The sequence below is a fragment of the Coleofasciculus sp. FACHB-1120 genome (assembly GCF_014698845.1).
Classification (GTDB): domain Bacteria; phylum Cyanobacteriota; class Cyanobacteriia; order Cyanobacteriales; family FACHB-T130; genus FACHB-T130.
Map to the genome: position 1 here is coordinate 94,118 of NZ_JACJTV010000005.1, position 26,566 is coordinate 120,683.

At 48.1% G+C, this 26,566-nt stretch carries 23 protein-coding genes; 11 read left to right on the forward strand and 12 right to left on the reverse strand.

What is annotated here, in order from left to right:
* Window positions 1-185: 185 nt before the first annotated feature.
* Together thiS and H6H02_RS07405 are read right to left on the reverse strand one after the other, a co-directional pair.
* A complete protein-coding gene (gene thiS, locus H6H02_RS07400) occupies window positions 186-407 on the reverse strand; it encodes a sulfur carrier protein ThiS (RefSeq protein ID WP_190426058.1) in 222 nt (73 codons plus the stop codon).
* Window positions 400-1,509, reverse strand: a complete 1,110-nt coding sequence (locus tag H6H02_RS07405; RefSeq protein WP_190816377.1) for a thiamine phosphate synthase — start codon at window positions 1,507-1,509, stop codon at window positions 400-402. Before H6H02_RS07405 ends, thiS begins: the two co-directional genes overlap by 8 nt.
* Window positions 1,510-2,074: 565 nt before the next feature.
* Here H6H02_RS07405 and H6H02_RS07410 point away from each other — a divergent pair.
* Together H6H02_RS07410 and H6H02_RS07415 are read left to right on the forward strand one after the other, a co-directional pair.
* The gene (locus H6H02_RS07410) at window positions 2,075-4,087 is read left to right on the forward strand and encodes a DUF1565 domain-containing protein (protein ID WP_190816152.1); all 2,013 of its coding nucleotides are present in this window, start codon (window positions 2,075-2,077) and stop codon (window positions 4,085-4,087) included.
* A gap of 246 nt (window positions 4,088-4,333) precedes the next feature.
* A complete protein-coding gene (locus tag H6H02_RS07415) occupies window positions 4,334-4,864 on the forward strand; it encodes a L,D-transpeptidase (RefSeq protein WP_199329049.1) in 531 nt (176 codons plus the stop codon).
* A 74-nt stretch (window positions 4,865-4,938) separates the two neighbouring features.
* Here the strand turns inward: H6H02_RS07415 and H6H02_RS07420 are convergent, their stop codons facing one another.
* The 3 genes from H6H02_RS07420 to H6H02_RS07430 form a co-directional block, all read right to left on the reverse strand.
* Window positions 4,939-5,496, reverse strand: a complete 558-nt coding sequence (locus tag H6H02_RS07420; RefSeq protein ID WP_190816154.1) for a late competence development ComFB family protein — start codon at window positions 5,494-5,496, stop codon at window positions 4,939-4,941.
* Window positions 5,497-5,780: 284 nt separating this feature from the next.
* Window positions 5,781-5,930: a hypothetical protein gene (locus tag H6H02_RS07425; protein WP_190816156.1), complete on the reverse strand. Its 150-nt coding sequence runs from the start codon at window positions 5,928-5,930 to the stop codon at window positions 5,781-5,783.
* A gap of 67 nt (window positions 5,931-5,997) precedes the next feature.
* Window positions 5,998-6,951, reverse strand: coding sequence for a M23 family metallopeptidase (locus H6H02_RS07430; protein ID WP_347342579.1), 954 nt, complete (start codon window positions 6,949-6,951; stop codon window positions 5,998-6,000).
* Between the two features lie 235 nt (window positions 6,952-7,186).
* Here H6H02_RS07430 and H6H02_RS07435 point away from each other — a divergent pair, with 235 nt between their 5' ends.
* The gene (locus tag H6H02_RS07435) at window positions 7,187-9,523 is read left to right on the forward strand and encodes a cation:proton antiporter (protein WP_190816160.1); all 2,337 of its coding nucleotides are present in this window, start codon (window positions 7,187-7,189) and stop codon (window positions 9,521-9,523) included.
* A gap of 49 nt (window positions 9,524-9,572) precedes the next feature.
* Here the strand turns inward: H6H02_RS07435 and H6H02_RS07440 are convergent, their stop codons facing one another.
* Window positions 9,573-9,785, reverse strand: coding sequence for an RNA chaperone Hfq (locus tag H6H02_RS07440; protein WP_190816162.1), 213 nt, complete (start codon window positions 9,783-9,785; stop codon window positions 9,573-9,575).
* A gap of 116 nt (window positions 9,786-9,901) precedes the next feature.
* Between H6H02_RS07440 and dapF the strand changes: the two genes are divergently transcribed.
* From dapF to H6H02_RS07455, 3 genes are all read left to right on the forward strand, one after another.
* On the forward strand, window positions 9,902-10,741 hold the full coding sequence (dapF, locus tag H6H02_RS07445) for a diaminopimelate epimerase (RefSeq protein WP_190816164.1): 840 nt from the start codon (window positions 9,902-9,904) through the stop codon (window positions 10,739-10,741).
* A 144-nt stretch (window positions 10,742-10,885) separates the two neighbouring features.
* The gene (locus tag H6H02_RS07450) at window positions 10,886-11,656 is read left to right on the forward strand and encodes a glutathione S-transferase family protein (protein ID WP_190816167.1); all 771 of its coding nucleotides are present in this window, start codon (window positions 10,886-10,888) and stop codon (window positions 11,654-11,656) included.
* A 191-nt stretch (window positions 11,657-11,847) separates the two neighbouring features.
* Window positions 11,848-12,966: a hypothetical protein gene (locus H6H02_RS07455; protein WP_190816169.1), complete on the forward strand. Its 1,119-nt coding sequence runs from the start codon at window positions 11,848-11,850 to the stop codon at window positions 12,964-12,966.
* 122 nt (window positions 12,967-13,088) lie between these two features.
* Here the strand turns inward: H6H02_RS07455 and H6H02_RS07460 are convergent, their stop codons facing one another.
* Window positions 13,089-13,586 (reverse strand): ATP-binding protein, encoded by a 498-nt coding sequence (locus tag H6H02_RS07460; protein ID WP_242040605.1) that lies wholly within the window; start codon window positions 13,584-13,586, stop codon window positions 13,089-13,091.
* 194 nt (window positions 13,587-13,780) lie between these two features.
* The gene (locus H6H02_RS07465; protein ID WP_190816173.1) at window positions 13,781-15,067 is read right to left on the reverse strand and encodes a hypothetical protein; all 1,287 of its coding nucleotides are present in this window, start codon (window positions 15,065-15,067) and stop codon (window positions 13,781-13,783) included.
* A gap of 137 nt (window positions 15,068-15,204) precedes the next feature.
* Here H6H02_RS07465 and H6H02_RS07470 point away from each other — a divergent pair, with 137 nt between their 5' ends.
* Together H6H02_RS07470 and H6H02_RS27555 are read left to right on the forward strand one after the other, a co-directional pair.
* Complete coding sequence (locus tag H6H02_RS07470; RefSeq protein ID WP_190816175.1) at window positions 15,205-17,781, forward strand: dynamin family protein; 2,577 nt, start codon at window positions 15,205-15,207, stop codon at window positions 17,779-17,781.
* 13 nt (window positions 17,782-17,794) lie between these two features.
* The gene (locus H6H02_RS27555; RefSeq protein WP_277922527.1) at window positions 17,795-17,929 is read left to right on the forward strand and encodes a hypothetical protein; all 135 of its coding nucleotides are present in this window, start codon (window positions 17,795-17,797) and stop codon (window positions 17,927-17,929) included.
* A 19-nt stretch (window positions 17,930-17,948) separates the two neighbouring features.
* Here H6H02_RS27555 and H6H02_RS07475 read toward each other — a convergent pair whose 3' ends face one another.
* The 4 genes from H6H02_RS07475 to bioB form a co-directional block, all read right to left on the reverse strand.
* The gene (locus tag H6H02_RS07475) at window positions 17,949-20,198 is read right to left on the reverse strand and encodes a transglycosylase domain-containing protein (protein ID WP_190816177.1); all 2,250 of its coding nucleotides are present in this window, start codon (window positions 20,196-20,198) and stop codon (window positions 17,949-17,951) included.
* A 208-nt stretch (window positions 20,199-20,406) separates the two neighbouring features.
* Window positions 20,407-20,910, reverse strand: a complete 504-nt coding sequence (gene lspA, locus H6H02_RS07480; protein ID WP_190816382.1) for a signal peptidase II — start codon at window positions 20,908-20,910, stop codon at window positions 20,407-20,409.
* A 141-nt stretch (window positions 20,911-21,051) separates the two neighbouring features.
* Window positions 21,052-21,636 carry a biotin transporter BioY gene (locus tag H6H02_RS07485; protein ID WP_190816179.1) on the reverse strand — a complete coding sequence of 195 codons (585 nt, stop codon included), beginning with the start codon at window positions 21,634-21,636 and terminating at the stop codon, window positions 21,052-21,054.
* Between the two features lie 180 nt (window positions 21,637-21,816).
* Window positions 21,817-22,902, reverse strand: coding sequence for a biotin synthase BioB (gene bioB, locus H6H02_RS07490; protein WP_190816181.1), 1,086 nt, complete (start codon window positions 22,900-22,902; stop codon window positions 21,817-21,819).
* A 299-nt stretch (window positions 22,903-23,201) separates the two neighbouring features.
* Here bioB and pstC point away from each other — a divergent pair, with 299 nt between their 5' ends.
* From pstC to pstB, 3 genes are all read left to right on the forward strand, one after another.
* Entirely contained in the window at window positions 23,202-24,119 is a 918-nt protein-coding gene (pstC, locus tag H6H02_RS07495; protein ID WP_190816384.1) for a phosphate ABC transporter permease subunit PstC, read from the forward strand.
* A 145-nt stretch (window positions 24,120-24,264) separates the two neighbouring features.
* Entirely contained in the window at window positions 24,265-25,167 is a 903-nt protein-coding gene (gene pstA, locus H6H02_RS07500) for a phosphate ABC transporter permease PstA (RefSeq protein WP_190816386.1), read from the forward strand.
* Between the two features lie 229 nt (window positions 25,168-25,396).
* Window positions 25,397-26,203: a phosphate ABC transporter ATP-binding protein PstB gene (pstB, locus tag H6H02_RS07505; protein ID WP_190816183.1), complete on the forward strand. Its 807-nt coding sequence runs from the start codon at window positions 25,397-25,399 to the stop codon at window positions 26,201-26,203.
* Window positions 26,204-26,566 lie beyond the last annotated feature (363 nt).

Below are 26,566 nucleotides of genomic sequence, written 5' to 3' on the forward strand. Positions count from 1 at the left end.
TACTCGAAAGGATGACCGATGACGAATGAGGGAATCGATATGCGTTATCCAGGAACTGGGCTAGAAACAATAGATGAAATAACAGATGAAAAGCACCGGATGGGGAGCAAATCTTGGGGATGTTTTCCAACAAACGACCTGAAATTTATCTTGATCCACTTCTGCCTCATCCTTCATCTTCCCCCCTAGCCGCCGCCGACAATGGTGACGATTTCAATCGCGTCCCCCTCTTTGATCTCCGTTTGCGACCAAAACTGTCGATGGAGAATCTCACCGTTGTACTCAACCGCCACGAGGCGAGGGTTTAGCCCCAGATGCTCTAACAACTGGGGCAATTTCGTATCAGGTGGGCAGGTACGGGGTTCCCCATTCACTTGCAGTGCGATCTGACCAGACGGACTAAACATAAGATTGGGGAACGCGAACATCAACAGCGCGGAGAGTTTGCAGACGACTCAGCTGGGAGAGGAAATACTGAGTCATTAGCATCGGCTGATCTGCCTGCATGATGGCACGAACCGCTGCCACTCTTTCGGCTCCCGCCTCCAGCACATCATTTAAGTTATTCGCATCAATGCCCCCAATGGCAAACCAGGGAATCGAGGCATTTTCCGCCGCATAGCGGACATAATCCAGCCCAGCAGCAGCTTTATCTACTTTGGTTGGAGTTTCATAAATGGGACCAACTCCGATATAGTCAGCACCTTCCTGGATAGCTCGCTGCATTTCTTCCGGGTTCGTGGTGGAGCGACCAACTAGGCGTTGTGGTCCTAGTAACTGTCGAGCGAGGGCAATGGAGATATCTTGTTGTCCCAGATGCACGCCATCGGCATTCACTGCCAAAGCCAGATCCACCCGGTCGTTCATGATAAACAGGGCACCGTATTGATGGCATAGCTGGCGGAGTTTGGCGGCGTGAGCGACTCGCACAGAATCGTCGGCATTTTTTTCTCGATACTGTACCAAAGTCAGACCCCCTTGCAGGGCGGCTTCCACGATGGAAAATAGCTGTTCTGAGGCAGAGGTAACAAGGTACAGATGCGATCGCAACAGTACCTGATGTCGCCGGTAAGCCAGCAAATTGGTCTCCAGCGTATATACCCGATAGCGCAATTGCTTAGCCGCTGAGCCTAGATCGGGGTCGTAAAGCTTGCTATATTCTTCCAGCACCCGCAGGGCTTCTTCCACGCGAGCAAAATTGGCTTGCAACAGCTGCTGAATGCTAGAGCGCTGTTGTTCTTGAGGATGAGTCAACTCCGTACCCGCATCCCCTGGGGTATCCCGTGCAGCCCGAAGCTCCATGCCATGCCATTTGGCTAGCTCCTGTCGCATTTGCTTGCATTCATTGACTAATTGGGAGCTATTCACGCCAAAGCGACACCATTCTTCGATAATCCGCAAGCCTTCTCTGGCTCGGTCTAAATTGGCGTCTAGAATGCGGCAAACCGCTGGCTGTGCTTGTATGAGCAAGTCCCCAACTGGCTCTCGAACGCTGTGTTTCTCGCCCATCGCAACCACTCCATTATTTTTCATCGTAGCAGTCTAGTTCCCTAATTTCTGAAATCCGTGAAGTGACAGGGTAGCACGTACCAACCAAATTTCCTCAATTGCCCCATATATTTTATCCAACTGAATAAAAAATAGAATGCGGGGATTAACAAGGTTGAGCAAAATGAACAATGCTGATATCGTGCGGATTGTGAACTCAGTCATGTGAACTAAGTCAGTGACATTTCGTCTATGGGTTAGGAGCAAGTAGCGTCCTTATCCCAAGTCTTTAGCCTACTGTTTTCTAGTTTTTTGTACCTACCTATTTAAGAGCGTTTAACAGCAGTATTATCATTCAAAGAATGCCCCCACAGAACTTTCTTTTGAAATGCCCAGCGAATTTCTCGCTTTGAAGAGGATGCTCAGGTTGATGAGCTGTTAGCTGTTGGGGTCTTTTTAGAAATGTAAGAAATGTAAACAAACAGGTAGCCTCTATCCCAAAATAGGGGTGCATAGACTAAAACTAGGTGCTTTCTTCCATCAGCCTTTACCGATATTGCAGTGCCAACTTGAGAGGAGTAGAGCCGTGAGTTTGAGATGCCCCCACAATCATCAATTAAATGCCCTATTCAGAAAATGCCGCCCGTCTATTCGTACTAGTAGCACTTTCCTAGGATTAGTGACTGCGATCGCAATCCCGTGGCTGGACGTTACGGCAATCCAGGCACAGCCTACAGTGGCTCAGGTTCCTCCGGATGAGCAGACGCAGATGTCACAAATGAATCGGTTGTATGTCAACCCCGCTGCGGGAAATGACAGCAATGGCACTGGAGACGAGCAGGAACCCTTCCAAAGTATTACTCATGCCTTGCAGGTCGCTCAGCCGAACACCGCCATCGTACTGGCACCGGGTACCTACAGCACCGAGACGGGTGAAACCTTTCCTTTAAGACTCAAAGCTGGTGTGACGATTCAGGGCGATCGCGGCACCAAAGGGGAGAATATCGTCATCGTCGGCGGTGGTCAGTTCCTCAGTCGCTTCTTTGGCGGTCAAAATATCGCGATCGCTGGGGCAAATCAGGCGGGGTTGATGGGCGTCACGGTGACGAATCCGAATCCACGAGGTTACGGTCTTTGGATTGAATCCACCAGTCTGATGGTGGCGGATAACACCTTTACGGGAAGTAAGCATGATGGAGTTGCCGTCACTGGCAACAGTGCCCCCAGCATTCGCAACAACTACTTCTATGAAAACGGGGGCAATGGGATTACGATTTACGGGACTTCCCGACCGGAAGTGCGGGAAAATGTCTTTGAAAATACGGGATTTGGCATTAGTATCGGTCATAATGCTGCCCCGCAGCTAATTGCCAATCGCATCAGTGGCAACAAAGATGGGGTCGTCGTCGAAACCAAGGCAACACCCGTTCTCCGGAATAATATTATTGAAAACAACACTCGCTATGGGTTAGTGGCAGTTTCCCAAGCTCGTCCTGATTTAGGAACGGCTGGCGAACCGGGAGGCAATATTTTTCGTGCTAATGGTCTATTGGACATTAACACCAAGGCTTCAAGCCAGGAGATTCCTGCCTATGGGAATGAGATCACTGCCAAAACGGCAGGACGCATTGACCTAACAGGCATGGCAATCCCGCCCACCCCGCTTGTAGAGGCTCCCATTGCCAGCGGTCTTCTGAAACCGCTTCCCTCCGCTTCCCTGCCGCCACAGGAAGCCCTGGCACCGATTCAGCCACTAGCGAGGAATGGTGGAAGTTCTCAATCTTTGCCACGCCTCTCCAACCGCCCGAACTCAGAAATTTTAACTCCAGTACAATCGGCACCCACCGACAGCACTGGGATTAAAATTTCCGTTCAGCCGCCTGCCCCAACCTTCCAGGCAGCAAGAACGTCAGCTTATGGATTACCGACCTTGTCGCCACCAGTGCTGCCACCAGTGCTGCCACCAGTGCTGCCACCAGTAGTAGCGCCGGTGATGCCGCCAATGGTGCCGCCGCAACAGCCTAGAGCGTCAGCGCCACCTTTCCCGACATCGCCTTTGCCCCAGACTGCACCCCTAGAAATTCCCGCACCGCCTCCGGTTGCCCGGTCGCCGCAGCCGACTTCCCGATCGCCCAGAGCGACCACATTACCGGCGCTCCCGGCGTCAGCTTCCACATTACCAGCACTCCCGCCTTCCGCCTCGTCTCAATCGTCGCCGGTTCCACCCCGGACTCTGGACTTCGGGGGGGCACCCCAGGAGCCTCTCCAAGCTTCGGCTTCCTCAGATTTGCTGCCAGTGCCAAGCTCTGATGTTCCTTTGGGGAATATCGGCAACAGTCGGGCGGCTAGTGGGAGAGTGCCTCGCCGATCTGGAGGTAGCCAACAGGCTCTAGGTTTGCGTTATCGGGTGGTGGTGGATGCCCAGAATTCGCGCCAAGAGGCTTTAGTGCGATCGCTCGCCCCGGATGCTTTCCGCACGCTCTCCAACGGTCGGACGGTGATGCAGGCGGGAGCTTTTAGCACTCGCGATCGCGCTTTGGAAATGCAGCAAATGCTCACCAGTAAAGGTTTAGCAGCCACGATTGAGTCAAGGAATTAATATTTTTTGCCAGGATTCGATGGCGAGTTATCAGTTGCCATTAATCCCGGATGATTACCCACGACCGAATGCTCTACCATTGTTGATTTTGACCCGTAATCATTCTTAGCTCAGACCGCTATGCCAAGAGATGAGTCGCTCTCTCGAAGCTTGATGCTAATTTGTTTTGGAACAGCGGTAGCGTTGTTCTCACTTTCTTGGCGGACAAGTTTTTCAAGGTTGACGACTGTCAGCTTGGAATCATCAATGGGAAGTCAGCGCAAGGTTACTAAGTTAGCGAGTTGGCAGCTTGGAGACTTGTGGAGTTCCCATCAATCTTCAAGGTTTAGCCGCTCAACCGATCGGGAATATTCGATGTCCCAAAGCGCTGAGGCGGCATCTGCTTGGCAATCGCATCTCGTTGTCGATTTGAGCGATCGCTTAGTTTATCTCTACCGTGACGATCGGTTGCAAGCCAGTTACCCCGTGGCGGTGGGGCAGTTGGGTTGGGAAACGCCTACGGGTTCGTTTCAAGTTTTGCAAATGAACCAAAATCCGGCGTGGCGTCAACCGATTACGGGTGAAGTCATCCCATCTGGGGCGAATGATAATCCCTTAGGCGATCGCTGGATTGGCTTTTGGTCAAATGGGCGTCATCAAATTGGGTTTCACGGCACCAACGAAGAACACCTGATCGGGCAGGCAGTCTCTCACGGCTGCTTGCGAATGCGAAATCAAGATATTCGGATGCTGTATCAGCAGGTCGCGAAAGGGACGCTAGTGCTAGTTCGCAGGTAGGGGGGAAAAGTTTTGAGTTTCGAGTTTTGAATTAATCACTCAAAACTCAAAATTCATCATTCATAACTCTTCCATTATTCGTTTCTATAGTTACTCGATTGGGGTTCAAAGCTGGGTGCGTAGGTTTGTAATAAGGAACTCACCTGCTTGAACACGTCGCTGTCGTTAGCCTTGCTGAGAGCTTGCCGTTCTGGGAAAAATTCGGGACGATCCAGATTTCGGGCGATCGCTTCACTCACTTGCTGGGTAATTAGCTCTTGGAGTTCATCCTTTGCCCGCATCCGCTGATAGCTAGCACCTTCCTCCGTCGTCGCATACAGCGGAGGCAAGCGATTGAGCGCATAGGCGGCAATATCACCGACATCCAGAACGCGATCGCTCGTCGCCTCTATTTCTGCGACTCTAGCGATCGCTTCCGTTAATACCAACTCTTCCATGACATTGATGAACTGTTTTCGAGGAACTGCAACCACTTCCCCAGTTAACAGTGCGCCCATCAGACGGTCTAGAGCCATGTATTCTTCAATTGAAAGCTCAGAAGCCGTGTCACAGATGCGCCCCACCTCTGCTTCCATCGCTGGCGTCAGATAACCATCCTGCAGGGCTTGTTCAACAATTTTTTCAATACTCATCTAAAAATCCTGCTGGATACCCCATCCAAACTGTTTTGGTTGGCTAGGAAAGCGAGGCAGGGATTACCGCTTCCCTAAAAGTGCTTGCCCGTCCCGTTTCTCAGCGTTGATACGCCTTCAACGAAGCCGAAACCTGCGTTGATGTCTTTTCGCCCATGCCCACTCATCTATCCTGGCATAACCAGCGCCTCAAATACGCAAAACTACGCAGGCTTAACATCAGTCGGTTATCAAACCAACAAAATGGCTTTGATAGTGGGAATTTTTGGGATTTTTCCCATCGGCTATTCAACATTTGCGTAGCCCAGATGACTATCTACAACCCCCGCCCGCAAAGCTTTCGCTTCGGAAAAGCCTACAACGGCTCCCGGTGGGTTAGTGGAAAGCATCGAAAAATGCTTCGCAATCTCGTTTCGTAGAGGCAACCCTGCCACAATCTTTCCTCAATACAACACCAAATACATGAAAACCTCAAGAAATTCATTAAAACTTTAAAAAGCCTCATTCAACCCCTTGAGTTCGCCAAGGTACTGGGTCAACAGAAAGACTATTTACATACAATCCCCAGTGTAAGTGAGGACCCGTTGAAGCTCCCGTCGAACCAATTGCCCCAATCACCTGTCCCGCTTTTACAAAATCCCCTTCCTTGACATCAATCCGGCTCAAGTGCATAAAAATGCTGGTGACGCCTTGACCGTGATCGACCCCAATGACATTTCCGTGAACTCGGAAACCCTGAGCAACCCGTCCCACCAGCGCTACTCGTCCCGATGCCGGTGCCGTTACTGGCGAACCATACCCGCCCGCGTAGTCAACCCCACGATGGTAGTAGTCATTTGCAAATTTGCCATTGTAGTAACGGCGAACTCCGTAAATACTGGTGATCCTGCCTCGGTTCGGTTTGAGAAAAGGACCATTCCAGAACTTTTGCGGTGTCACCAATTTTTTAAAAGCGGCTACGCGATCGAGTTCAAATTGAGTTGCTGATTGTCCGGCTTTTCCGGGGGGTAGTGTAATCCGTTGCACGGGGAAATTGCGCTTTCGCAATGGCAGCGATAGGTTTTTGACTTCCCCATCCCCAGCAACCCGAATTTGTAGCGTTCCCGGTTTGTCTAAAGGCGTTGTCGGTAGCAAGACTCGAAAGCGATTTTGACCGAGGGAAAACGCCCGGTAAGTCTTCTGTTTGAAAGAAACCGTGGGACTCTGCGAACTAGGGGAGTCCGTCTGAATCACGACCGAGAGCGTATCCCCAAGCTGGGGATTGGTGGGTGCTACCTGTACCTGCAAAGCTTCGACAGGAAAAGCAGTAGAAACTAAAAAAGCAAAAGGCAACAGAAACAATTCTTTGTTTGTACGGTTGTTTGTACGGTTCGCTTTGGACTTTTGACTGGACAAGAGTGTAGAAACCAGTCGCCGGTCATGGTGAGATTGAAGCAGAGTCTTATGCGACATCACGGGCAATTTTCTCCGAGCCAGTAATTGACAAAGCGTCTATGACTTTGTCTATAACCTTTATTACTAGCGGATAGACTATCACCCTGCCTCGACTGTTTCCACCGCCTTCCCTCAATTGATCCCAGTTGCCCGATCGGAAACCTGAGGCAATTGCAGTAGCACAGTCCAGAAACTCTGTATCCTAAAGTATCCTAAAGTTTATATACCTTTATACTTGTTCTCATAAAACAAACTTGTGCAAGAAGACTTTAGACTGATTGTTGACTTAGTATCCGTTCTGGCAGCAGCAGCCGTCGGTGGAGTGGTGTCAGCGCTGCTGCGGCAACCTGCGTTACTGGGCTATATCGTCGGGGGAATCGTCGTTGGGCCTGCGGGGTTAGGACTGATTAAAGAATTGATTCAGATAGAAACCCTGGCTCAATTTGGCGTCGCCTTTTTGTTGTTCGCCTTGGGCGTTGAGTTTTCGTTTGCGGAATTAAAAAAAGTTAAAGGCATCGCCTTAGGCGGTGGCGGACTACAGATTGCCCTGACAATTGGGGTCACGGTTGCAGTCTGTGGAATCACGGGAGCTTGGGATACCTTACCAGCGAAGGGCGTCTTCCTGGGGGCAATTCTGTCTTTGTCTTCAACCGCGATTGTCTTTAAGTGTCTGATGGAGCGAAATGAGACGGGAACGCCTCACGCTCAGGTGATGCTGGGGATTTTGGTGGTACAGGATCTGGCATTGGGATTGATGCTAGCTGTCTTGCCAGCGCTGGATCAACCGCCAGAAGCGATTGGCAAGGCTGTGGCTTTAGCGCTGTTACAAATCGGATTATTTGCGGCTGGGGCTGTGGCAGCAGGCATCTGGGTGATTCCTCCCTTGCTGCGCCTCCTGGCTCGAACAGAAAGCCGGGAGTTGTTTCTGTTGGGCGTGGTGGCGCTGTGTTTGGGGATTGCGTTGCTCACAGAGGCTATGGGTCTTTCAATTGAAATGGGGGCATTTGTCGCCGGTTTAATGATTTCGGAGGTGGAATACGCTGACCAAACCCTGAGTTATGTGGAGCCGTTGCGGGATGTGTTTGCGGCGCTGTTTTTTGCGGCGATTGGGATGCTCATCGATCCGATGTTCTTGTGGAACAACCTAGAGTTAATTCTGGGGCTAGTTTTGCTGGTTTTTGTCGGCAAGTTTTTGATTGTGACGCCGATTGTCAGAGCATTTGGCTATCCGCTGAAAACTGCTGTAATTGCTGGGTTGGGGTTAGCTCAAATTGGAGAATTTTCGTTTGTTCTTGCCAGTGAGGGACAAGCTTTGGGGTTGGTTTCTCGGCGGGTTTACTTGCTGATTTTGGGCACGACTGCCGTGACGCTGGTACTGACGCCTTTTGTGATGCGGCTGGTGCCAAAATTGTTGGAGTTGCCTTGGCTGAAGCCGTACTTAGATCCGGTGGATGACCCGATGGAAGTGGCGGTAGACTTGCCTTTGCAAAATCATGTGGTGGTCTGCGGTTATGGACGGGTGGGACGAAATCTGATCAAACTGGTGCAGGAGCATAACTATCCGGTGGTGGTGATTGACCAGTCTGAAAGTCGGATTCAGCAGTTAAGAGAAGCAGAAGTTTCTTATGTTTATGGCAATGCGGTAAGTTTGCACGTTCTGGAAGCTGCGGGGGTAGATAAGGCGAAGGGGATGGCGATCGCGCTTCCCGATCCGATGAGTACCCGCCTTTGCCTCAAACGCGCATTAGAATTGGCTCCGGATCTGGATATTGTCGTTCGCGCTAACCACAACAACGATATCGAACTGCTTTATCAGTTGGGGGCGCGAGAGGTGGTGCAACCGGAGTTTGAAGCCAGTTTGGAATTGGCGGCGCATCTATTAGCGGGTAGTGGATTGCCGACATGGCAGATCCAGAAGGAAATGCAGCAAATTCGCAATAGCCATTACCTGGCACTGCGTCCAGAGCGATCGCCTTCGGAGATTGCTCATGACTTACAAATTGCCACTGCTGAAATGAATAGTAAGTGGTATTCCCTACCGCCCAACTCTCCTCTGATTGGGATGACGCTACAGGAGACGGATATGCGTCGATTGACGGGTGTCACGTTGATGGCAATTCGGCGAAATGGCGGGGAAGAAGTGGACTATCCAGACAAGCAAACTTCTCTGCAAGCGGGCGATCGCCTCTTGGTGGTGGGAGAATCCAACGAACAAGCTGCCTTTAATCAACTGGCAAACGGTGAAGTGGCAATCCCAAGCCAAACTGCTCCGTGTCAGTGGTTGCAGGTTCCAGAGGGCAGCCCAGCTGCCGGAAAACCGCTCTCCGAACTGCATATGCGCCGCCAGTACGGGGTGCAAGTGCAAGCAATTCGGCGAGATGGGAAGTTCATCCGCTTTCCGGGGGGCGACACCGAGCTGCAAGCGGGCGATCAGCTGCTCTTATGCGGTGGCAGTTTTCCCCTCAATCAAGTGCAACAGTTGTTGGCACCCGAATCTGAGCCTCCTGTTTTCCCGGTGCCTACGTTCCAGGTGCCGGTGAGCGAAGCAATGCCAGATTATCTTCCATCCGATCATCAGCGAACAGGCGAATAAAGGGAATTGATAATTGGGGAAAAAGTGATTGCCGATTCCTGATTACCAATTATTTTGGCTTCACATAAGCGATCGCGTGTCGCCAAACCAGCGTTTGCTGATTCGATTCATCTTGTAGACAAATACAGTTCTGATCTTGCCAACGCAGTTTACCAACGAGTACATCGTTCGTGAGGAGTTTCAGTTCAACCCTTTGTCCCTCTTTCACAAATGTTTGGACGAGACGAGTGCTTGGTAAGCCTGTTTCCAGTTCAGTTGTCATGATGCAAGATTTTTCCTAATGCGAATTGCCAGATTTAAGGATTAAAGGACTGCCATTAACCATTACCCATTCCATAGTTTATGCTAATCGAAAATTGCGAATCGAAGGATTGCTAAATGGGAATCGAGTTTACGAAGTATCACGGACTGGGCAACGATTTCATTCTGATTGACAATCGTTCCTCATCAGAACCCCAGGTAACGCCAGAACAAGCGGTCAAGTTTTGCGATCGCCACTTTGGCATTGGTGCCGACGGGGTGATTTTTGCCATGCCGGGACAAGATGGCACCGACTACACCATGCGGATTTTCAACTCCGATGGTTCCGAACCGGAAATGTGCGGCAATGGCATTCGCTGTTTAGGCAAATTTCTCGCTGATTTAGAAGGGAAATCTACTCAAGAAATTCAATATCGGATTCATACCCTGGCGGGTGTCATGACACCGCACATCAAGCCGGATGGGAAAGTTACCGTCGATATGGGAATGCCGGGACTACTAGCCGAGGAAATTCCCACAACGCTTGGTGCCCCCAACGAGAAAGTAATCGCTCAACCTTTAGAAGTCGCTGATGCTACTTGGTTGGTCACTTGTGTCAGTATGGGGAATCCTCACTGCATCACGTTTGTGGAGGATGTTGCCGCGATTCCCTTAGAAAACATTGGTCCCCAGTTCGAGCATCATCCCGTTTTTCCCAAGCGGACGAACACCGAGTTTATTCAAGTGGTGCGCCCGGATTACCTGAAAATGCGGGTCTGGGAACGCGGCGCGGGAATCACTTTAGCTTGCGGCACGGGTGCTTGTGCGACTGTGGTCGCTGGAGTGTTGACCGGAAAGAGCGATCGCATCGCCACCGTTGAATTACCCGGCGGCTGTTTAGAAATCGAATGGTCGGAAATCGACCAGCGAGTTTACATGACAGGGCCAGCGGAGCGCGTATTCGCAGGTCAGATATAATCCGATGTGCTTTTTCTTAGCCTTTCGATAAATGGGGATTGGGGGAGCAAAACTCGAACGGCTCTGTTGGTTTGATTCCCCTAGTCCCTCGTTCAATTGCCGGGAATTACACTGTAAAGTTGCACATCGCGCGATCTAGCAAAAATGCAAAAGCAGCCAGAAAAGGCTCCCCGACTCATCACCATCTCCGTCAGCCATTACTGCGAAAAAGCACGATGGGCATTAGAACGGCTTGAGGTTCCCTACATTGAAGAACGCCATATACCGCTTTTTCATCGGCTAGCCACCCGCAAAAGTGGCGGCGGGCAAACGACTCCGGTTCTGGTGACGGAAGCGGGTACTTTGAGCGATTCTTCGGACATCTTGCAGTATCTAGATGGCATGACGGCTGAAAGTACAAAGTTTTACCCAGCCGATCCCAAGCTGCGCCGCGAGGTGGAAAAACTCGAAGATTTATTTAACAAGCAGCTCGGTCCCAGCATCCGTCTTTGGGCGTACTTTTATTTGTTAGATAATCGCCAGTTGATGCGGAGGCTGTGGTGCGATGGTGTAGCCCCAATTGAGCAGGCGTTATTTCCAATTGTCTTTCCGTTGATTCGCGAGGCGGCACGGCGAGGCTACAATATCACGGCAGAATCGTCAGCCAGCGCCCACGACAAGATTAAACGCATCTTCGAGAACGTCAATGCGCGGTTGGCGGATGGGCGTTCCTACTTAGTTGGCGATCGCTTCTCCGCAGCAGACCTCACTTTTGCCTGTCTCGCGGCTCCGGCTGTACTGCCTGCCGAGTATGGGGCGAGTCTGCCCCACTTAGATGAGTTACCGGATGAAATTGCAGGGGCAATTAAAGAGTTACGGGAAACCCCGGCTGGAGCTTATATCTTGCGCCTGTTCCGTGAAGAACGCCAGCGGTAATAGTTCGTTGCAACAGAGAGTGGGAAAGTGAAAGTGGAAAGCGATCGCATCCTCACGGTTGAACTAACCGGCGGCTTGGAAATCGCAGGGTCATAAACAGACCAGCCTGTTCGCAGGCAAAATCTAATCGCTATGTAACATCGAACCTTGAAAACGGGAACCTTAAATTAGGTCAACCCAAAGGAATTGTGATGACAGGCGCTATTTACCTAATTCAAGACAAGGGTCAGCTGGTTGAAATGATCGAACAGCCCTATGACTCGGAAGCTTTGCTGCAAAAACTGCTAGCCGACTATCCCAGTTTGTTAGCTGGTGACCAAATCAACAGTGCGGCACCGAGACGTTGGTTGTTAGTTTCACAGGAGATGCCCGTGCCATCTGAAGAAAATGGCTTCGACCGATGGGCACTCGACCATTTATTTCTCGACCAAGATGGAATTCCAACTCTGGTGGAAGTCAAGCGCAGCTGCAACACTCAAATTCGCCGAGAAGTAGCTGGACAGATGCTCGACTATGCTGCTAATGCAGTGGTTTATTGGCCTGTCGAGAAAATTATTGCCCAATTTAACGCTAATTGTCAGGTAAAAAGTCAAGATTCTGAACAGATCCTCAGCAATTTTCTAGGCGCTGATGCTAACCCCTCTGAGTTTTGGGAAAAGGTCAAGACAAATCTGCAAGCTGGCAAAATCCGTCTAGTCTTTGTTGCTGACAAGATTCCTCCTGAACTTCAACGTATCGTGGAGTTTTTAAATAAACAAATGAATCCAGCGGAGGTATTGGCAATTGAAATTAACCAATACGTTGGTCAAGGCTTAAAAACTCTTGTTCCTAGAATTATTGGGCAAACAGTGGCAGGAAAATCAACGCAATCGCTACTGAATTATGAGAGTAAGCAATGGAATGAGTCTTTGTTCTTTCAAGAATTAGAGGCAAAAAAAGGGAGTGATGTAGCTCAAGCTGCCAGAAGCGTTTTCAACTGGATAAATTGTGAAAAAATGCAGGTGAGTTGGGGGAAAGGAAAAATTGAAGGGTCTCTGATTCCTAGAATAATCAGTTACAAAGGAGAAACCAGAAAGTTTTTCACAATTTGGAGTGGTGGCAATATTGAGATTTATGCCTACGAACCTCCATTTAACTTGGAAGACAAAAAGACTGAACTTATCAACCGCTTAAAATTAGTCGTAGGTAACTCGATTTCTGTTAATGCCTATAACTGGTATATTCCCTTGTCTGCACTGAAGGATGAGTTAATAGCGAAGCAATTTTTGGAAGTGATTGACTGGGCGATTCGGGAAATTAAAGCATCATAATTACGAATACAGGCTGTCACGTAATATAAGTTGGTAACTTTTAACCGATTGCTGGTAGTAATCATCTGCTAGATCAGCCTATTGATATCGCCAGCGATCGCATTTGCTTCTCAAACTTATCGCTATCCATCAGCAACCTCATCTTTAGTCCACGCACGAACCTCAAAAGCAGAGTCCCCAGCCATCCGCACGTAGAACAGTTGGTGGAAACCTTCATTATAAGAGGGGCGTTGTAGCTTCTTGATTGTCGCGTAAATCGCTACATCTGGCACTCGTGCTTTACCTAAGCGCTGCTTGTTACGTTCCTGGCATTGATTCACCGAGGATTTAAAGTAATAACCGATAATTTCGGCTCCATACATATAGCCCAATTGAATGAGGGACGCCCGTTCTTCGACCGTTGGGTTAGTATTATCCACAACAACCGATTGTCCCATTTCAAGGGCTTCTTTAATAAGTTGTGTCTGCCTTCTAGAGCGGTTCTTGTTGTTCCGCAGCAAATCTTTGCTGACCAGCTTATGCGTTTCAGAAAAATGAGTGTGATAGAAGGTACTTTTCCCAGAAGCCTGCAAGCCGATAAAGATGACTAACTGCATAGACAATAGCCCATCAATAGTCATTATTTAAGCATAAGATTTAAAATAAAGGTAATTTTAAACTAATGGTAATTGCAGTCTCCAATTAACACTTGTTAATTTACTATTAAAAAAAATACAAGTAAAAAAATTAGCGAATACCATCAACTGTTATTTGGATAGAAGATGCGATCGCACTTAGTAGAATTTGAGCGATCGCATCTTCCTATATTTAACTTTTACGCCGTTACTGCCTCGTCTTCAGCTTCATCTCTGAATTTAAAATACCAGTACAGGTTAGCAACAGCTAAATTTGAGGCTTTCTGTAAATTTGAGGTAACTAAAGTTTTATAACCTGCGATCGCAGCTTGCTGACTAATATAAGATTCTGGCTCTCGACGTAATTCTGGCTGCATCATAAATTGAAGCTGATCGCGTAAAGATTGAGGATGAGATTTTTGCTTTAAATTTTCATAGAGTAAATGTTCTGGAGGCACTGCCAAGGCAGCTGTATCCGTGGTGACAGGCACTTCTGAATTGCTAAAATCGGCACTTTGGAGCAGTTTTAGTTCTGCTGGAGCCAGACTTTGCATCCAATCAACTTGATTTTGCCAAGATTCTAGTACAGCCAGATCGTGATCGTGAATGCGGGTGATTTCAGGAAAGAGAAAATCAAGCTCATCCTCTGTTTCACACTTATCAATAACATTCAGAGAATCTTGACAGATTTTGCCTTGGAGGTGCGAGAGGCGATCGCTTACAGCAGAAGGCTCATTCTGTACCTGATAAGTTGTAATAATTGCCTGCTCAATTGCCCAAGCACATTCCAGCCTGCGAAGCTGTCCAGCCGAACAGGTTGCTTCCAACAGATGACGGTTGTCATAATCAGCTAAAGCCTGAAATAACATCCCTCTAGCACCGTCAATTTCAGCATTTCTACGGTTCGCATCTTGTATTTGCATTGCAGAGCGAAGACGGTGAAGCGCCTGAGTAAATAGTCCGTAGGCTCGAATTAAAATTGTGCGATGGTTCCTAAATTCAACATCCTGAGCAACCTGCTCAATCAATTCTTTAATTTCTGCACCTTGGTCTTTTAACGCCTGTTTTAAATCAATAAAACCTTCTTTGACTTCCAGCCTTAGCTGCCCTACTTCTTTTCTCAGTTTCATTGTTTGGTGCAGGTTCACTGCTGCCAATGCCCCTACAGCTACAGTTCCAACCCCAATAAAGGCTGTAGTTGCTTGCAGCACTCCTAAGCTTGTCTGGATACTTTGCAGTCCAGCTTGGACAGCTTGAAATCCCATGTGCGTTTGATACATCTGCACTCCACTTGTAACCAAGTGTAAAGGGCTTACCAGCGGCGATAGAGGGCTATTTTGGGCTACAGCACCGATGGCATGGGCGACAAACTGACCAGTAGATGCGTCTCTAGCCATGCCTATTGGGACTCCTGCTGATGTAAAAACTTGCACATATTTACCAGCCTCGATAGCAGCCTGAATTGCAGGAGCAAATTGAAAATACATATTTCTACGTTGTTATTAGTTAATGTTTTCGAGCCTAGCTTGTCTTACTCGGCGAAGATAACCGTATTTCCACGGAGTTAGTTTCTGCTGAATCTGGGAATACTAGAGTACAAATACGCTATAGGCTCACAGACTTTATGGATATTTCACTGGTTAGCTCTGAAGCTGTTGATTTGTTGTCGCGAATTACTGGACAAAAGCTGCGTAAACAGGATCTGACTCCTCCGGTGATATTTTTAGCAGCTTTGATAACCGTTCTGTTGGGAGTGATGCTTTTAGATGGCGCAGTCACAGATGAGGAAAAGCGACGCTGGCAGCAAACCCTTAATCGTTTTATTCCCTCAGAGGATGCGCGTCAGTTATCACAACTGATGAGTAAGGGAGTCCGACAGAATCAAGTTTATAAAAAACTGAATGAGTTGCTAATCCTAACGGCTCCGTTTTCAGAATCAGAAAGATTGTTGTTGATTGGCTTTGGCTATGAAATGTCAGCAGCAGATGGGGATATGGACGCCCGTGAGAAAAAGTATTTAGAAGTAATTGCTAATCGGTTAGAGATTAACCCACAACACTTAGCAGTTTTAGAAGCTGGATTCAGTCATCAAGGTACTGTGGAACCAGCAGCTTTAGAGGAGGTTCAGTCTTTACTAGATCCCGCTCGCTTCCACGCGCTTGATGCAGTATTTATCAAAGCTGCTAATGATCTGTTGGCGATTCTACCTGCTAAATCTAAACAGCAAGCCAAGCAACAACAGCGCCTAAACTTGCCCTATGAGGAGCTACAGCGGTTTCAAGGGTATCGGCAACAGTTAGAAACCGCTTCTAAGCAACTTGCCGAGATTATCCAAGAAGGCACGAATGAGGGTGTACTGCCTAACAATCTAGCAGCACAAGTAGAGCAAGCGTCTCAGAAATTGAGTTCTCAGCGCTTCCGAGTGGCAGTTGTAGGAGAGTTTAGCCAAGGAAAATCAACATTATTGAATGCTTTACTAGGTGAAGAAATTCAACCCGTTAGAGAGATTCCCTGTAGCGGTACGGTGACAGTTCTCAGATATGGAGAGCAAAAACGGGTAATTTGCCGTTATAAAGATAAACGAGAGGAAGAAATTCCATTTGAACAGTACAAAATTAAAGCAGCAATTTCAGAAGAAGCCGCCTTGGATTGCGTCAGTGATGAATTAGCTCGTTCTGATATTGAAGAGATTATTTTTGAACATCCCGATTTAGAGTTATGCCGAAGTGGTGTTGAAATAGTGGATTCTCCTGGGTTGAACGAACATCCTGACCGAACTGCGATTACTCAACAACTACTCAAAGATACAGATGCCGCGATTTTCCTAATCAATGCCTCACGTCCTCTAACTCAAGGAGAACGCGACTTGATCCAAGATTTGAAGACTCAATTAAATGGTGGGAAGACAGATGAGGCTGCCAACAATTTGTTTGTAGTTGTGAATTTTATGGATCTGTTGCGTAGTGAAAATGGTCGGCAGCAAGTTCGACAACGAATTGAGAGGTTTGTTCAGGGTCAAAATCCTATCGTAGCAGGTGAAAACCGCGTTCATTTCATTTCGGCTCAAGCGACGCTGGATGCAATTTTTGCGGGAACTGAGGATGATTATCTGAAAGCGTTTCAGAATTTTACCGGGTCTATCGAGAAGTTTTTAACAACTGAGCGTGGATTGATAAAACTTCAGCAATCGACAACCGGGCTTAATCGGATTATTCAATCTTGCTGTGATGAGCTAAATCAATTTGAGGGAATTTTAAATGGGAAATTAAAAGTTTCTGAAGAAAATAAGCAAAAACTTTTAGAACAAATGGGTGAGTCTAGCGGTCGTGATGTCAAAATTAAGCTTTTAGCAGCTCAATTGGTAGAGGAATCAACTGATGAAGCTATTGATTCTTATAATGAATGGTGTGAAGAATTAGGTGATATCATGGCTGAGAACAGTGAAGGCTGGACTTCTAACCATAATCAGAAAAAGAAACTGTTTCAGGACTATGCTAAGCAGTTCTCCACAGATATATCCAAGGAATTTAACACTTGGGTAGATGAGAGTATAAAAGGTTCTATTTTACTACCAAACCTAGAAGTATTAAATACGGAAATACGTCAACACATAGAAGCAATTCACGAAAGTATCCAAAGCTTTGATTCAAAAATTGGATCTAACCTAAGTGACCAGTTTGACCTCTCGCTTTCCACTGCTGGAGTCAAGATGAACCTTGCTTCATCAAGTAACTTGGATGATGATACCAAGGGAATTGGTTTATTTGGCAGTTTAGGTACAGGTGGGGCAGTTGCTGGGACGTTACTGGCATTTACAGGTCTTGGTCTTGTTCCAATAGCGATAGCTGGGGGGGCGGCGGCTGCTATTGCCGGGTGGTTATTTGGTGAAGATGAAGAAGAACTTGAACAGCAAATCAAACAAGAAGTTTATGAGCAAGGGTTTGACAAATTTAACGAATCGGCGCAAGAAGTTTTTGACAAGGTTAGCGAATACATTGCCTCAGTTTTTTACGAACGCTCAGAAGCGGCAATAGAAGTAATTGAGCAAGCAATCTCCTTATCTGAAAACTTCTTAGCCCAGGAGGAGAAAGCTCATACAGAAACACTAGAACAACGTCAAGCTGAAAAAGCTTTTCTCTCTAAGAAGCGTCAGGAACTTGAGCAGGTGCAAAAGAATATTGAAGCAATCCTTCCTTTCTGAACAAGTTAAGAAAGTGGAGAGAAAAGCAACAGCCGATTTAACAGCAGATGTTAAATCGGCTGTTGTAGCGAAAAATAAGGTTAACAGGAAAGAGAGTAACTGGAGCGATCGCATTCTCCTCAATCTCAAAGAGCGATCGCACCCGTGAAAATATCTAGCAACATAGCTTAACGCACCACTTGCCGCATATAGTTTGCCCAAACTTGGGCAGCTTGTCCGCTACTTCCTCGCGTTGGAGTGTTGTCGTCATTTCCCAGCCAGATGCCGGTAACGAGATCCTGACTGGGAACGTAGCCGATAAACCACAAGTCAACACCGCTATTCGTGGTGCCCGTCTTCCCCACCTCTCCGAAGCCAATCGACGCCGCCCGTGCCGTACCCCCTCGCACTGCGCCCCGAAGCATATTCGTCATGGTATCTGCGATTCCCTGAGACAGCACCCGCTTTGTCGCCCCGGCTTCCTCCTCGAAGGAGTAAATCACCCGGCAGGTTTGCGGATTATTGAAATCTTTGCAATCGCTGCTGTCCCGAATCCGCTGAATAGCGTGGGCGCGATTCCAGACGCCGCCATTTTCCAAGGCACCGAAAGCCCCCGTCATCTCCAAGACAGTGGTTTCGCTTTGCCCCAACACCAAACCGGGAACCGGATTAAGCGGCGTTGTGATGCCCAGTCGTCTCGCCATCTCCACAACCCGCTCTAAACCGACATCCTGCGCCACTCGCAGCGCGATCGCATTCTCAGACTGGGCAAGCGCGGTGTACATATCCGTCCCGCTACCCCCTACTCTTTCGCACCCCCGAAAGCGTTGACTCTGCCATACTACAGGGGCGCAAGAATAAAACTTTCCCGGCGAGTTACCTTGTTCAAGTGCTGAAGCGTAGGCAAAAATTTTGAAGGTGGAACCCGGTTGTCGCTTGGCTTGAGTCGCGCGATTAAATTGACTTTTTTGAAAATCTGTGCCACCGACCAAGGCGCGAATTGATCCGTTGCTGGAGTCGAGGGTGACAATTGCTCCCTCAGAGAACCTGTAACTTCCCCCAATGGTATTAACTCCGTTGCGGAGGGCAGTTTCCGCCTTTTGCTGAGTCTCTAGATCCAGGTTGGTTTCGACAAAAAAATTGCCTTCTTTTGCCAGTTGCTCTCCCAACAAGAATTGGAGTTCGGTGAAAACGTAGCTGTAAAAATAGGGTGCCTTAATGCTAGCCAAAGCTTCTCTGGCTTTGGGGCTAACGTCAATACGCGATCGCCTTGCTCGTTGAGCTTCTTCCGCACTGATAAACCCCAGATTTGCCATGCGGTTGATAATGCGATCGCGCAGTCCAATCGCCGTTTTATAATCCCGAATCGGATTAAAACTATTCGGTGCTGGCAAAATCGCCACCAGCGTCGCCGCTTCGGAAATATTTAAGTCTCTGGCAGATTTATCGAAATAAAACTGAGCCGCATCCTCAAATCCGTTCGCACCAACCCCCAAGTAGATGCGGTTCAGATAATTTCGCATGATCTCGTTCTTACTGTAGAACGTCTCCAGCTTCAGAGCGACGATCGCCTCCTTGATTTTTCGCCCCGCGCTATCTTCTGTCCCCACATACTCCCGAAACAAACTCCGCGCCAACTGTTGCGTGATCGTGCTACCGCCTTGACGAATTCCGCCTCCCTTGACATTCGTCACCACCGCCCGTAGCGTGCCAATAGGATCAACCCCGAAGTGCCAGTAATAGCGGCTGTCTTCCGATGCAATCACTGCTTGAGGCAGATACTTAGAAAATTCTGATAATCGCCCCAATTCCCGGTGCGCCACCGTTCGGGGACGCTGTAACGGCGTCCCATCATCAGAATTAATTACTACTGGCCCTTGTACGCCAGGAGGCAAAGGTCGAATCGGAATATTACGCCACTCAAAAAGAATCCACAATGCCAATAAGCTGGTCAGTCCACCCACCCCATAGAGGGCGTAACGAGTCCCTAGCACGTACCAGGGGGGCGGATTGTGGTATTGAAGCCGAACCGCATCCGCCAATTCGGGTGGTCCTAGGGTGAGGATATCGCCGTGGCGTAGCATGAGGCTATTCAGCCGCCGTCTCCCCCGGTAAATGCCATTAGTGGAGTTTTCATCCTTGATGACAAAGGAGTGCCCGCGCCGTCCTTCTCGGTTTAGTGAAAGATGAACCTGGCTAACGACTGGATTGCGGATGACGATATCGCAAGATTTAGAACTGCGTCCTAGTAAATAGCGATCGCCTAACAGTGGATAAACCTCTGCCTTCGCAGCACCGGCATCCTGCACCCACAATTCCGGCACCTTGGCATTGGGCTTCAGCGCTAGCGCATTAAAATTTACCTTGGCTTGAATGGTCTGTACTGCCTGAGTTAGCTGACCCAGGATGGTTTTCGGCGGTTGTTGGGGTGAGGTCATGTCAGCGGCAAAAGGCTCAATGCAACTAGCAAGAGGTTTGTACTGAATATTCTAATCTCTTGCCTAGGGAGGCGTTATGGAAAAGGGGCAGAACTTAGAAAGATAGGTTTTTCACAAATCGTCTTTTCAAGGACAAAGAAGGGGATTCATTATCAACGGAAAAATCAGATTTCTCGCCCTTCCCTCCGCTTCCTCTCTCCTTATCTCTTCAGCGGGGTCTGCCAGATGAGGAGGGTTGATTCCAAAACCAGGCAATCAACAAACACACCATACCTACATTAATAAACATATCTGCGAGATTAAATACGGCAAAGTGAATCAACCGAAAATCTAAGAAATCAACGACACAACCGCTGAAAAATTTATCGTTGATGACGCAACTGTTGAAAAATCGGTCAATTCCATTGCCCACCGCTCCGCCTAAGATAAAGCCACAGCCTAATTGTTCCCAGCGATCCAAGTTGGGGTTTACTAAAGCGAATCCGATTAAGAATAGACTTACCCCCAAAGAAAGCCAGGGCAACCAAACTTCTCCTTGAAACCAGCTAAAAGCAGCCCCAGGGTTCAATTCATAGGTAAAGTGGAATACATTAGGCCACAGCGCTAAGGTTTCTTTATAGACAAAATTCTGCACCACCCAATATTTAGTTACCCGATCTAGAATCAGGCTAACGAAAGCGGCGATCCAAAAAAAATAATTTTTGAAATTAATTCTCATTAGTCATTAGTCATTAGTTATTTGTAATCAGTGATTAGTCAATCGTTCTTTGGTAATCAGTATAGGTAGATTGTCAACCTCCTACTCCATGACTGCTTGACCAACGAGGGCTTGACTAATGACCGGACCAACGACTTAATAAAGCATTAGCTGGCGTAAGAAATAAGCCAAGACTGTGACTGCACAAACGACTGCCATCTGGGCGGGCAAAGGATAGATGGAGTATTTCAAAATTGCTTCCCATAACGGCAGTAATACGGCTCCCCAGGTCAAAAAATGGGTTACGAAGAGATAAGTCAAACCAGTGATATGGATAACCACTAAGCCACAGATACAGCTGAAGGACAAAGACTCCAATCGCTGCGGTGCCTTAAAAGCTACTAAGCCACAAATCCACGCACCCGGAATAAAGCCTAGTAAGTAGCCAAAGCTGGGTTCTGTAAGATAGTCGAGACCTCCGCCTTGGGAAAAGACTGGAAACCAAGGAGTTAGACCCAATGCCAGGTAAGCAATTTGAGAGAGCGCCCCGGCATTTTTACCGCCCATACAGCCAACTAGCAGCACGGCTCCAATTTGATAGGTCACGCCCAGCGAGTGAGTTTGAATCCCTTGCTGAGACCAATTCCAGGGAAGGTTGGGGAAATACGCTTCTAGAAACGTACCACCAATCGTCAGGAGTAAGCCAATCAAGGCCCACAGTAGTTCAGTGGGAGCAAACACAAGGGTAAGGGAGCAGGAGAGTAAAGGAGCAGGAAGAGTATAAGGAGCCGGGGAATAGGGGCGTCGGAGACCAGCAGGGGTGTCGGAGACCAGCAGGAGAGAAAGAGTCCTGATTCCTCAGTTCTCAGTCCTCAGACCTCAGTCCTCACCAGGAACAGGGAGATTCCGCCCCTACAGCATTCATCCCTTAGCAGTGTATTCGCCAGGAATGGGTGCTTCGCCGCCCGTAAGTCCTAGGGATTCGAGCATAGCATGGTCTTGCTCTGGCGGTTGCCCGATGGTAGTGAGGTAGTGTCCAATCAGCATGGCATTCATTCCTGCTTGAAAGCCCATTGCTTGGAGTTCTCCCATCACGGCTTCCCGTCCGCCAGCGTAGCGCAGAATTTGTTCGGGAAGGATGAGGCGGAAAATGGCGATCGCTTTGAGGGCTTCATAAGGATCGAGTTTCGGGCGATCGCTTAGGGGTGTCCCTTCTCTGGGATTTAATAAATTCAGCGGGACGGATTCGACTTCCAATTCCCGCAGCGCCAACGCCAGATCCACTCGGTCTTCCCAGCTTTCGCCCAATCCCATAATTCCACCCGTGCAGGCTTGAATTCCTGCTGCTTTGAGATTTTGGATAGTTTGAACGCGATCGCGCCATGTGTGCGTCGTCACTATCTCTGGGAAAAAGTTCTCCGATGCCTCTAAATTATGGTTGTACCGCGTTACTCCAGCCTCAGCCAGCGCCTGGGCTTGTTCTGGTGTCACTTCGCCCAAAGCACAGCAAGGTTTAATCTGGGTTTCGGCAATAATTCCCCGTACCGTTTCCAGAATTTGTTCAAATTCCGCCGATTTGGGGCTGTTGTACTTAATGCCGCGTCCTTGAGAAACTAAACAAAACCGCTTTGCCCCGGCGGCTTCGGCTGCTTTGGCTTGGGCAAGAATCTCCTCAGTAGATTTCAAGCCATAAATTGGCGAGTCTTGACCGGGGTGGTGACTAGACTGGGAACAGAAGCCACAGTTTTCCGAGCAATTGCCAGATTTTACATTGACAATGCTGCACAAATCGACTACGTTTCCGCAACAAGCTTGACGGACTTTGTCGGCTGCTTCGCATAGCAGCAAAATATTTTCTTCACCTTCAATTTGGGACAGCGCGATCGCTTCGGCTCTCCCAATCCGCTCACCAGCAATAATCCGAGAGGTCAGGTTTTGCAGCCATTGCCGCAGTGACTCCTGAGAATTGCTGTTAACATCCACGTTTGACACCGATGCTTGAACCACGTTCGGCCCTTTTGATCGTATTTATTGAAACGATGGCATTTTATCACTAGGTTTGCAGACAACTAAAGCCATACCTTAACCTGACCTTTACTCTATCCTTTACGATTAGACGGTAGGCTAATAGCAAAACTGCCCCTGCTAAACTGGAATGTCAAGCAATTGAAAAAATTGCATTCCGAGTAAAAAAGACGGTACGAGTCTAGCTTGCATCAACGAATACAAGTGTTTATTGTTTTTACTAACCAGTGTCTGAGGAAAATAAGCCCGTGAGTTCCGTGACCTCCGGTTCGCAGAAAATTATGAAACCCCGCTCCGATTTGGATCGGACGATGGATCGGGGCTTTATTTGGCTAACTCGAATTTTTGCGTTTGCTGTTGCTGCAATCCTGCTTTGGATAACGGGGCAAGTTGCAATTAAAGCTTGGCCTGCGATTACCGAATTTGGGTTTGGCTTTATTACCTCCACCGATTGGGACCCAGTTCGAAATCAGTACGGAGCGCTGCCTCAACTATACGGCACGATAGCTAGCTCAGCGATCGCCCTGTTGCTTGCCGTACCAGTAGGGATTGGCGTAGCCCTTTTTCTGAGTGAAGATTATTTGCCGCCACGAATTCAGGTGGTAATTGTTTTCCTAGTAGAACTACTGGCAGCGATTCCCAGTGTGGTCTATGGTTTGTGGGGAATTTTTGTTCTAATTCCCCTGTTGAGAGGGGTGGGAACTTGGCTCAACGCTTCCTTTGGTTGGCTGCCCATTTTTAGCACGCCGTTACGTGGTCCAGGCTTGCTCCCCGCAGCACTCGTCCTCGCCATTATGGTATTACCGACAATCGCAGTCCTTTCCCGTGACGCCCTCATCTCTTTACCTCCGGACTTGCGGCAGGCGTCAGTTGGTCTAGGAGCGACTCGTTGGGAGACAATTCTCAAAGTGCTACTACCGTCCGCTTTCTCTGGAATTGTGGGCGCAGTGATGCTAGCGCTAGGTCGAGCTTTAGGAGAAACAATGGCTGTAACGATGTTGATTGGAAATTCTAACAACATCAGTCCTTCTATCTTGGCTCCGTCTAACACGATTGCTTCCCTACTCGCCAACCAGTTTGCAGAAGCAAGTGGTCTGCAAGTGGCAGCTTTAATGTATGCCGCATTAGTTCTGTTTGCTTTAACGCTTTTAGTCAATATCCTGGCTCAGGTACTTATTGAGCGGGTACAGCGAATTTAAGTTGTGCGTTGTTCTGAGGAACTGACAACTGACTTGCACAGGCGGATTTATCAGGTTAGGAAAGCTACTGGCAGATATCTGGTAAAAGCCGCCCCTTTACATCTGACTACTGACCTCTGACTACTGACCTCTGACCACAAATATGATGTCTCAACCCCAGGATCAGCCACATTCCGGATTTCCCAGTCGTAGTTTGAAGCGATCGCCTACTTCCCCCCGGACGCTCTTTGGGATAGTAATGACGGCGCTGACGTTTCTTTGTGCTATCCTTGCCATCCTGCCTTTGATAGCGGTGCTTTCCTATGTGGTCATTCAGGGTATAAGCCAGCTTAACGCCAGTGCGTTCACAGAACTGCCGCCACCTCCTTTGGTACCCGGAGGAGGGTTTGGCAACGCCATTGTAGGAACCATCATTATGGTCGGGATTGCTGCCCTGATTAGCATTCCATTTGGCATCATGGCAGCTATTTATTTGTCTGAATTTAGTAGTACAGGTAAGTTTTCTTACTGGATTCGCTTTGCTACCAACGTCCTTAGTGGAGTTCCCTCCATCATTGTGGGTGTCTTCGCTTATGCTGCTGTCGTGCTCACAATGGGAACTTATTCTGCATGGGCGGGAGGGTTTGCTTTATCAATTTTGATGTTGCCAATCGTAATCCGGGCAACCGAAGAAGCTCTGAGGTTGGTTCCGCAAGAAATCCGACAAGCATCGGTTGGACTGGGAGCGACTAACTTTCAAACGGTGTCTCGCGTAATCTTGCCAGCAGCACTCCCGGCAATTGTGACGGGAACGACTCTGGCAATTGCTCGTGCTGCTGGTGAAACGGCACCCCTGTTATTTACTGCGCTCTTTACTCAGTATTGGCCTAATTGGAATAATCAATTAAAAGAACCAACGGCTTCCCTAGCGGTTTTAGTTTACAACTTCGCTACGTCTCCATTTAAAAATCAGCAAGCATTCGCTTGGGCGGCTTCTTTCATCCTTGTTTTACTGGTTCTGATAACCAGCATGATCTCTCGTCTGGCAACGGCTCGTCGAGTTTATTAATGAACAATTGTTCAAATATGTGTTGCAATGATACAGAAACTTAAACAAAGTAATGCAACAATGAATACATACCAAGGTTTAATAGTATGCTGGGCGCTGTTTTAACATTGAGGACGAAGCCGTAATTTTCTTTACTTCCCAAGCCCCACAATCCTTCGCCCAATCATCTGCCCAAAAACCCACACGGTTTTTGTTAGCCTGTTAAACCCCAAACCCGATCTGACTTTTTATGTTGTCGAATCCTCAAACTAAGAATCAAACTGAGACTGTTTTACAGACGGAAAATCTAAAGGTATACTACGGAAATTTTCTAGCGCTTCGGGACATTTCGATAGATATTCCCAAAAATCGGATTACGGCTTTTATTGGACCTTCGGGTTGTGGGAAAAGTACGTTGTTGCGGTGCTACAACCGCCTCAATGATTTAATTAAAAGTTTTCGGGCAGAAGGCAAAGTTACTTACCACGGTCAAGACCTTTACGCTTCAGACATCGATCCCGTAGAGGTGCGGCGACGGATTGGGATGGTATTCCAAAGACCAAACCCATTTCCAAAATCGATTTATGACAATATCACCTTTGGTGCCCGGATTAACGGATACCGGGGCGATTTGGATGAATTGGTAGAGCGGAGTTTGCGGCAAGCGGCTCTCTGGGATGAAGTGAAAGATAAACTTCGAGCAAGTGGCTTATCTTTGTCTGGTGGACAACAGCAGCGGTTGTGTATTGCCAGAGCGATCGCCGTTCAGCCAGACGTGATCCTGATGGATGAACCCTGCTCCGCTCTCGACCCCATTTCAACACTGCGAGTTGAAGATTTGCTCCACCAACTCAAGGAGCAATATACCATCGTGATCGTGACGCACAATATGCAGCAGGCATCACGAGTATCCGATATGACAGCCTTTTTCAACGTCGAACCGACCGAAAAAGGAGGTCGCATTGGTTATTTAGTCGAGTACGACCGCACCGAAGTTATCTTCCAAAGCCCTCAGCAGCAAGCAACACAGGAATATGTAAGCGGTCGCTTCGGTTAATTAGCCAAGAAAAACGATTGATTGAAATGATGTAAGGGCAGGTTTTCTGCCCTTACATCATTCTGGTATACCTATCAGAAGTATCCCTACCAGATTGTTTTATTCAGCAAAGTCCAAAAGAGTTGGCGCTTTCATCTTTTTCCGCCTCTGTTAAAGGGATGAATAAAAAGATGAAAATCGTGAAATAGATGGGCACAAATAAATGTAACTGCCGGTGAGATGTCATGGATCATTCCGATGAACCATGAGTCATAAACCTTGAACCACCGAGAGTCTACGATTATTTACACCAACCTGCTTATCTCTAAAATTAAAAATCTAAAATGCTAAGGGTTCCAATTCGAGATAGGATAAACTCTGATT

Bases quoted from the DNA above. Each gene is read 5' to 3' on its own strand.
- thiS (WP_190426058.1), bottom strand. From the start codon at position 407: ATGTTTAGTCCGTCTGGTCAGATCGCACTGCAAGTGAATGGGGAACCC.
- H6H02_RS07405 (WP_190816377.1), bottom strand. From the start codon at position 1,509: ATGGGCGAGAAACACAGCGTTCGAGAGCCAGTTGGGGACTTGCTCATA.
- H6H02_RS07415 (WP_199329049.1), top strand. From the start codon at position 4,334: ATGGGAAGTCAGCGCAAGGTTACTAAGTTAGCGAGTTGGCAGCTTGGA.
- H6H02_RS07420 (WP_190816154.1), bottom strand. From the start codon at position 5,496: ATGAGTATTGAAAAAATTGTTGAACAAGCCCTGCAGGATGGTTATCTG.
- H6H02_RS07440 (WP_190816162.1), bottom strand. From the start codon at position 9,785: ATGACAACTGAACTGGAAACAGGCTTACCAAGCACTCGTCTCGTCCAA.
- dapF (WP_190816164.1), top strand. From the start codon at position 9,902: ATGGGAATCGAGTTTACGAAGTATCACGGACTGGGCAACGATTTCATT.
- H6H02_RS07450 (WP_190816167.1), top strand. From the start codon at position 10,886: ATGCAAAAGCAGCCAGAAAAGGCTCCCCGACTCATCACCATCTCCGTC.
- H6H02_RS07455 (WP_190816169.1), top strand. From the start codon at position 11,848: ATGACAGGCGCTATTTACCTAATTCAAGACAAGGGTCAGCTGGTTGAA.
- H6H02_RS07460 (WP_242040605.1), bottom strand. From the start codon at position 13,586: ATGACTATTGATGGGCTATTGTCTATGCAGTTAGTCATCTTTATCGGC.
- H6H02_RS07465 (WP_190816173.1), bottom strand. From the start codon at position 15,067: ATGTATTTTCAATTTGCTCCTGCAATTCAGGCTGCTATCGAGGCTGGT.
- H6H02_RS07470 (WP_190816175.1), top strand. From the start codon at position 15,205: ATGGATATTTCACTGGTTAGCTCTGAAGCTGTTGATTTGTTGTCGCGA.
- H6H02_RS07475 (WP_190816177.1), bottom strand. From the start codon at position 20,198: ATGACCTCACCCCAACAACCGCCGAAAACCATCCTGGGTCAGCTAACT.
- pstC (WP_190816384.1), top strand. From the start codon at position 23,202: ATGAAACCCCGCTCCGATTTGGATCGGACGATGGATCGGGGCTTTATT.
- pstA (WP_190816386.1), top strand. From the start codon at position 24,265: ATGTCTCAACCCCAGGATCAGCCACATTCCGGATTTCCCAGTCGTAGT.
- pstB (WP_190816183.1), top strand. From the start codon at position 25,397: ATGTTGTCGAATCCTCAAACTAAGAATCAAACTGAGACTGTTTTACAG.